This is a genomic window from Coleofasciculus sp. G1-WW12-02 (assembly GCF_040219735.1).
GTDB lineage: Bacteria > Cyanobacteriota > Cyanobacteriia > Cyanobacteriales > Coleofasciculaceae > Coleofasciculus.
This window is the reverse complement of record NZ_JAVJRX010000083.1, coordinates 1-6,594: the sequence shown is the minus strand read 5'-3', so window position 1 is coordinate 6,594 and position 6,594 is coordinate 1. Positions and strand designations below refer to the sequence as shown.

The following is a 6,594-nucleotide window of genomic DNA, read 5'->3' as shown; positions in this document are numbered from 1 at the left end:
TCCCAATATCGGAGGCAAGCATTACGAATAAACAGACCAGTACGAATGGCTTCATCAAGCCTTCTATACTGATACTCTCTACCTTTTAACTTACCCTCGTAGACAATCATTTTACCACTTTTAGCTTATGGTAGAATTATAACATAGGAAAGCTAACACTCGCAACTAAAGTTGCTTGGCTAAACGCCTCGCTCGGTTTCATCCCTCGGATAAATCACGAGGGCTTTCACCATCGCTTACCTTGTAATTTCCCCCATCCCCCCATGCTTCACAAACTCTTCAAAACATCTTTATCATAGCTATACCTAAAACCGCTCTGGAACAGGCAGACTAAGAAAAGCAGATGCACCCTGCCAGCCACAGCAGACGCACCCTGCTGAACCCTGAGTAAAGCCCACATTATCGCTTAAATTCAAAAATTAAGCGATATGTGGGTCTTGTATTTATTTCCCACGATCGCAGTTACTCTATCCGGAGGGTTTAAGGGGAGCAGAGGGAGCAGGGGGAGCAGGGGGAGCTGGGGGAGCTGGGGGAGCAGAGGGAGCTGGGGGAGCTGGGGGAGTTGGGGAGAGGAAGAGATTTCCTAATCAACGAATGACGAATGACGAATGACGAATAGGGTTAAACTGGGAAAACTGGCAGCAACTATACTCTGCTGGCAAAGGTTCTCCTACTCAGACGAAACCCCTCTGTTCACGAAGCGCGATCCACTATGGCTACATTCTTATTGGAAGTCGGTACAGAAGAATTACCCGCAAATTTCGTAGAGAGTGCGATTAAACAATGGCAGTCGCGCCTGTCAAAAAGTCTTGACGAACAACTGCTGACTCCTGAAGCCATCCAGGTGTACGGTACACCCCGTCGTCTAGCCGTACTGATTCAAGGATTACCAAGCCAACAACCCAACCGCGAAGAGGAAGTCAAAGGTCCACCTGTCAAAGCCGCATTTAAAGACGGGAAACCAACTAAAGCCGCCGAAGGGTTTGCTCGTAAGCAGGAAGTTACCCTTGATGATCTAGAAATCCGAGAGACGGATAAAGGGGAATTTGTCTTTGTTGTCAAGAAAATAATTGGTCGTTCGGCGATCGAGATTCTCAGCGACGTGATCCCGCAATGGATTTTTAGCTTAGAAGGGAAGCGGTTTATGTGCTGGGGGGATGGAGACTTGAAGTTTTCTCGCCCGATTCGCTGGTTGGTGGCGCTGTTGGATGATACGGTGTTGCCGATTGAATTAGTGAATGGTTCAGAAAGGATTAAGAGCGATCGCACATCCCGTGGACACCGTATTTTACACCCCAAATCGGTCACAATTTCCCACGCTGAGGACTATGTGAAATCCCTAGAATCAGCCTTTGTGATTGTAGAACGCGATCGGCGTAAGCATATCATCCAAGAACAAGTTCAGGCGGCGGCGCAAAAACTTAAGGGTTATACCATCCTGTATGAGGCGTTATGGGATGAAGTCACCGACTTAGTAGAGTATCCCACCGCCATAGTGGGTCAATTTGATCCAGAATACTTAATCCTACCACCAGAGGTGGTAAAAACGGTAATGGTAACCCATCAGCGCTACTTCCCGGTGTTCAAGGATGAATTGGCGACAGAATTACTCCCCTATTTTATTACCCTTTCAAATGGTGATCCGGCAAAATCAGATATGATCGCCGCCGGAAATGAACGAGTGATTCGCGCCCGTTTAGCGGATGGAGAGTATTTCTATAAAACTGACTTAGCCTCACCCCTAGAGAGTTATTTACCCAAGTTAGAAACCGTAACCTTTCAAGATGAATTAGGCTCTATGCGTCAGAAAGTAGGGCGCATCGAAAAAATAGCGTCACGGATTGCTGAGCAATTGGCGGTGTCACAGACACAATGGGATGATATTATTCGGGCATCTGCGCTTTGTAAAGCCGATCTCGTCACCCAAATGGTCTATGAGTTTCCTGAATTACAGGGCGTAATGGGACAAAAGTATGCTCTAGCCAGTGGTGAATCAGATGCCGTAGCGACGGCGATTTTTGAACATTATTTACCCAGAGGTGCTGGGGACAAGTTACCAGAAACGTTGACAGGTCAATTGGTAGGATTGGCTGATCGCTTGGATACATTGGTGAGTATCTTTGGATTAGGCATGATTCCCACAGGTTCCTCTGACCCCTTTGCCTTGCGTCGTGCAGCGAATGCGGTGGTTAATATTACCTGGGATGGTAATTTAGCGATTAATTTAGATCAGCTATTGCAGGATATCTCTGCCGATTTTGTCGCCGCCTATTCGGGAAAATCATCACCAGTTGAAGCCTTACAAGAGTTTTTCCGACAACGTATCCGCACCTTGCTGCAAGAAGAACAGACGATTGATTATGACTTGGTGAATGCAGTTTTAGGTGAGAATGATCGCGACTATACACAACGGGCATTAAAAGACTTGTTAGATGTTCGCTCTCGCGCCTTGTTCCTGCAAGGAATTCGGCATAATGGCAAGCTGGATGAAATCTACGAAACGGTGAACCGTTCGGCGCGGTTATCGATGCAAGGAGACTTAGATTTTCAACAGTTAGATCCCAACGCTGTGGTAGATCCCGATCTGTTCCAAAAATCGAGTGAACCTGCTTTTTATGATGCTTTAGTTGAGTTAGTTCCCCGTACCCAAGCTGCACAACAAGAGCGCAATTACCAACAAATTGTTGATGCATTAGCAGATGTTACGCCAATTGTAAGTACATTCTTTGATGATAAGGAAGCCGGAGTAATGGTGATGGACGACAATCCAGAGATTCGGCGTAATCGGCTGAATCTATTGGGGTTACTGCGAAACCACGCCCGGGTACTGGCAGATTTTGGCGCGATCGTCAAGAGTTAAATAGTAGGCAGGGTGTAGCAAATAATTGAACCCAATGCTTAAGTAAGTTGGTGGAAATCAACCCAACTATATGAAGTTTTGTAAATATTCCTCAAACCCTGACATAAGACCCATGACGATAAGAGCCGCTAACTTTAATTTTTCTCACCTACTCAGTATCACAATTCCTTATCCCGCTCTTGTTGTCTCCGGCGAATATGGTCATTTAACTCCTCCATAGCTTTCATGTTCCGCCCTTTTTCCTCAATATCTCTATTGGAAATCCCCAATTTTTTTTCAATCCACTGTTTAACCTCTTTGGTTGATAACGTATAAGTTCCCAAAAGACTCGCCTTTCTTTTGTGCTGTAATAGCCTTTCCTTCTCATTCATACCCCCATCCTCCCACTATAACTTTACAAAGATGGATGCACCCAACTGTAGAGGTGAAGCATTGGAAAATTAAGCCTATAGTAATCATCCCAAATGTTAGACCCAAATGCTTCACCCCATCGGTTGAGAAGGCAGAAGATGAAAGGCTGTAGGGCAGAGATTTCACTCTCCAAGGAGATTCTGACCCCTCCAGATACCAAATCCGCTTTTGTAACCCCCCTTGGGTATTTTTGCCTTCTAGAATAATAGTAAAAATACCTACAGCGAAAAAATAAAAGTATTCTTTCGCTGTAACCCTGTTCAATTGATTTTGCGACTCAAGACAGCCTTTACAAGTTGTCCAGTTCCAAAGGTTCTCGTATTTGTCGCTGGAATAATTGCTGTTGTAGCGATGGTGGCTGTTGCAACATTTGTCGAATTTCTTTTTCGGCTTTCTGTTGCAAATTTTCAGTCTGAGCTGATTCTAATTGTAAAAATAAATACAAAAGAGGCTGTTCTTGCTGGAGGCGTTGTTGAAATTGTCGTAGTTGTGCCGGATTCGTAAGTTGATCGATACTGTTCCGAAGTTGTTGCTCCGATAGGGGTTGCGCCTTCGTGGGTAGTGTCCAACTCAGTAGGCTTACACTAATTGCTGCTGCCAAACCTTTAAGAGAAATGTTTGTAGTAAGCGCTAAAGCGCTTCTGGCACTAAAGTGCATACTACGAACCCAGCTTAAGTCAGCGACACTTATTTTAAGAGTCATGATGCTCCCACCTTGTTTGATGTCAACGAAAATTATTCGATGACGTTTGACCCTATTATAGAGATTCAACCGCAACGTCTCTACAGGGCAACTAAAATAAAATCTAACGAACTTATCATCAGTTTATGTATGCCCAACGCTCACGTCATTGGTCTGGGACGCTCCGGAATGGCAGCCGCACGACTCCTGAAACAGGAAGGGTGGACGGTAACAGTCAGTGATAGCAAAACCTCTGAATCTTTGCAACAGCAACAACAAGCGCTGACGGGTCAGGGAATTACGGTTAAACTGGGTTATTCCCTCACCCTTGGCGATGGGGATTTACCTGAACTGATTGTGGTGAGTCCTGGTGTTCCTTGGGATATCCCGGTTTTAATTGAAGCTAGGAATCGCGGGATTGATACTATTGGCGAGATGGAACTGGCTTGGCGTTATCTCAAGTCCTCTCCTTGGGTTGGTATCACAGGGACGAATGGTAAAACTACGACAACGGCGCTGATTGCGGCTATTTTTCAAGCGGCTGGTTTCCATGCACCCGCCTGCGGTAATATCGGCTATGCGGCTTGTGAACTGGCTTTGGCGCAGTCCTTAGAGACGTTGCATGCAACGTCTCTACATGAGAAACTACCCCAATCTCCAATTGATTGGGTTATTGCAGAAATTAGTAGTTATCAAATTGAGTCGTCACGGGATTTAGCACCAACGATTGGGGTGTGGACAACCTTTACGCCGGATCACTTGAACCGCCACAAGACGCTGGAAAATTACTACACTATCAAAGCTGAGTTACTGTCGCGATCGCACGATCAAGTCTTTAATGGTGATGACCCGTATTTGCGTCAGTTGGGCACAACCCATTGGTCAAACGCTTACTGGACGAGTGTCAGGGGACGTGACGCGACGCCTCGTCCCTGGGTGTATATTGAGAATGGTTGGGTGATGGTGGAGTCTGAACCGATTGTCCCTGTGGATTCCTTGCGGATGGTGGGACATCATAATCAGCAGAATTTACTCATGGCAGTTGCCGTAGCGCGATTGGCAGGAATTGAGAAACAGGCAATCGTTGAGGCAATTACGAATTTTCCCGGTGTTCCTCACCGCTTAGAACATATTATCACCTGGCAGGGTATCGACTTTATTAATGATAGTAAAGCCACGAACTATGATGCGGCGCAAGTGGGATTAGCGGCGGTTGATAGTCCCGCTATTTTAATTGCTGGGGGTGAAGCCAAAGCGGGTGATGATACTCAATGGTTGAACACCATCCACTCTAAAGCGGCGGCTGTTTTACTGATTGGGGAGGCGGCGCCTGCGTTTGCCCAACGCTTACAGGAATTGGGGTATTATCGTTATGAAATTGTGGAAACTATGGCACGAGCTGTTCCTAGAGCAGCGGAATTAGCACAACAGGATAATGCGCCTGTGGTTTTACTTTCACCGGCTTGTGCTAGCTTTGACCAATATCAAAGTTTTGAACATCGGGGGGATGATTTCCGTCAGCAGTGTTGGCAAAATTTTAGTCCTTAGTCAAGATGGATGTCAACTTTGTCGTGGCGCGGCACAGCTAAAATGGTGGAATAGGTTGGGTTCGTAGTAGGGGATGCGAGCCCCTGATTTGATAGGTGTCTTTTGGGTAATGCTATAGCAGGACAAACACACTAGATTAGGACAAGGCAATGCCGTGCCCCTACCCCATCAATTATCCCTGATGTAGGGGCACGATACTATCGTGCCCTATTATAGGGTAGCGATGGTGAAAACCTCTGCGTTTTAACCAGAGGATGAAACTTTCGCGTTGCGTTCAGCAAAGCGACTAAAGTCGCCAGTCTAATCTATCCTGACAACACTCAACTAATAGTGTAGTATAGTGTTAGAAAGCATTGCAGAGGCCCTTGCAAATGTTTACTTTAATTTACGAGTTTAAACTGAAACCAACTAGCGCCCAGATAGCTACTTTTGAAGAGTGGCTAGAGCAATGCCGCAGGGTATACAATTATGCTTTAGCTGAGCGCAAAGATTGGGTTAATTCTCGTAAGAGTCCGGTAAACGCTTGCTCGATTAAACACGAGTATATCATACCAGCAGACAAAGAAGCGCCTAATTACAATTCCCAAGCAGTAGCACTAACCCAAGCTAAAAAGAATATTCCTGCACTTAAGCAGGTACACTCGCAAGTCTTGCAGCAAACTTTAAAGCGGTTGCAGTTAGCATTTGAGGGAATGTGGAAGAATGGGCGGGGATTCCCACGGTACAAGAAAGCAGGTCGAATTAGGTCATTCGTGTTTCCATCAATGGGAGCAGCTCCTATTGATGGTAAGTATGTCAAGTTACCCAAGATTGGGCTAGTTAAATTCAACCAATCCCGCCCAATACCTGGCGACGCCCTCATTAAACAAGCGCGGGTCGTGAAACGGGCATCCGGCTGGTATGCACAATTAACTTGGCAATGGAAAGTGGATGTACCGGAAATCAACCCGACTGGTACATCAATAGGAATAGATGTCGGTATTAGTCATTTTGCCGCTGTGTCTAATGGGCGATTGTTCCCCAATCCCAAACCGTTCAAGCAACTAGAAAGCAAGCTTAAATCGCTGCAAAAAAAGGTATCTAACAAACGGTT

5 protein-coding genes and 1 pseudogene are annotated in these 6,594 nt (G+C 45.8%); 3 read left to right on the top strand and 3 right to left on the bottom strand.

Annotation, left to right across the window (positions count from 1 at the left end):
- A pseudogene (locus RID09_RS14240) lies at window positions 1–110 on the bottom strand (transposase); the annotation flags it as partial.
- A gap of 602 nt (window positions 111–712) precedes the next feature.
- Here RID09_RS14240 and glyS point away from each other — a divergent pair.
- A complete protein-coding gene (glyS, locus tag RID09_RS14235) occupies window positions 713–2,860 on the top strand; it encodes a glycine--tRNA ligase subunit beta (protein WP_446336585.1) in 2,148 nt (715 codons plus the stop codon).
- A gap of 158 nt (window positions 2,861–3,018) precedes the next feature.
- On the opposite strand, the gene RID09_RS14230 is transcribed toward glyS, so the two are convergent.
- Both RID09_RS14230 and RID09_RS14225 read right to left on the bottom strand, forming a co-directional pair.
- On the bottom strand, window positions 3,019–3,231 hold the full coding sequence (locus tag RID09_RS14230) for a hypothetical protein (RefSeq protein WP_446336584.1): 213 nt from the start codon (window positions 3,229–3,231) through the stop codon (window positions 3,019–3,021).
- Window positions 3,232–3,560: 329 nt separating this feature from the next.
- Window positions 3,561–3,974: a hypothetical protein gene (locus tag RID09_RS14225; protein WP_446336583.1), complete on the bottom strand. Its 414-nt coding sequence runs from the start codon at window positions 3,972–3,974 to the stop codon at window positions 3,561–3,563.
- 129 nt (window positions 3,975–4,103) lie between these two features.
- Here RID09_RS14225 and murD point away from each other — a divergent pair, with 129 nt between their 5' ends.
- Together murD and RID09_RS14215 are read left to right on the top strand one after the other, a co-directional pair.
- The gene (murD, locus tag RID09_RS14220) at window positions 4,104–5,501 is read left to right on the top strand and encodes a UDP-N-acetylmuramoyl-L-alanine--D-glutamate ligase (RefSeq protein ID WP_446336586.1); all 1,398 of its coding nucleotides are present in this window, start codon (window positions 4,104–4,106) and stop codon (window positions 5,499–5,501) included.
- A 371-nt stretch (window positions 5,502–5,872) separates the two neighbouring features.
- The coding region (locus tag RID09_RS14215; protein WP_446336582.1) for an RNA-guided endonuclease InsQ/TnpB family protein at window positions 5,873–6,594 on the top strand (722 nt) is incomplete at its 3' end.

Excerpts from the sequence above, each read along its gene's own strand:
- RID09_RS14230 (WP_446336584.1), bottom strand. The coding sequence starts at position 3,231 with ATGAATGAGAAGGAAAGGCTATTACAGCACAAAAGAAAGGCGAGTCTT.
- RID09_RS14225 (WP_446336583.1), bottom strand. The coding sequence starts at position 3,974 with ATGACTCTTAAAATAAGTGTCGCTGACTTAAGCTGGGTTCGTAGTATG.
- glyS (WP_446336585.1), top strand. The coding sequence starts at position 713 with ATGGCTACATTCTTATTGGAAGTCGGTACAGAAGAATTACCCGCAAAT.
- murD (WP_446336586.1), top strand. The coding sequence starts at position 4,104 with ATGCCCAACGCTCACGTCATTGGTCTGGGACGCTCCGGAATGGCAGCC.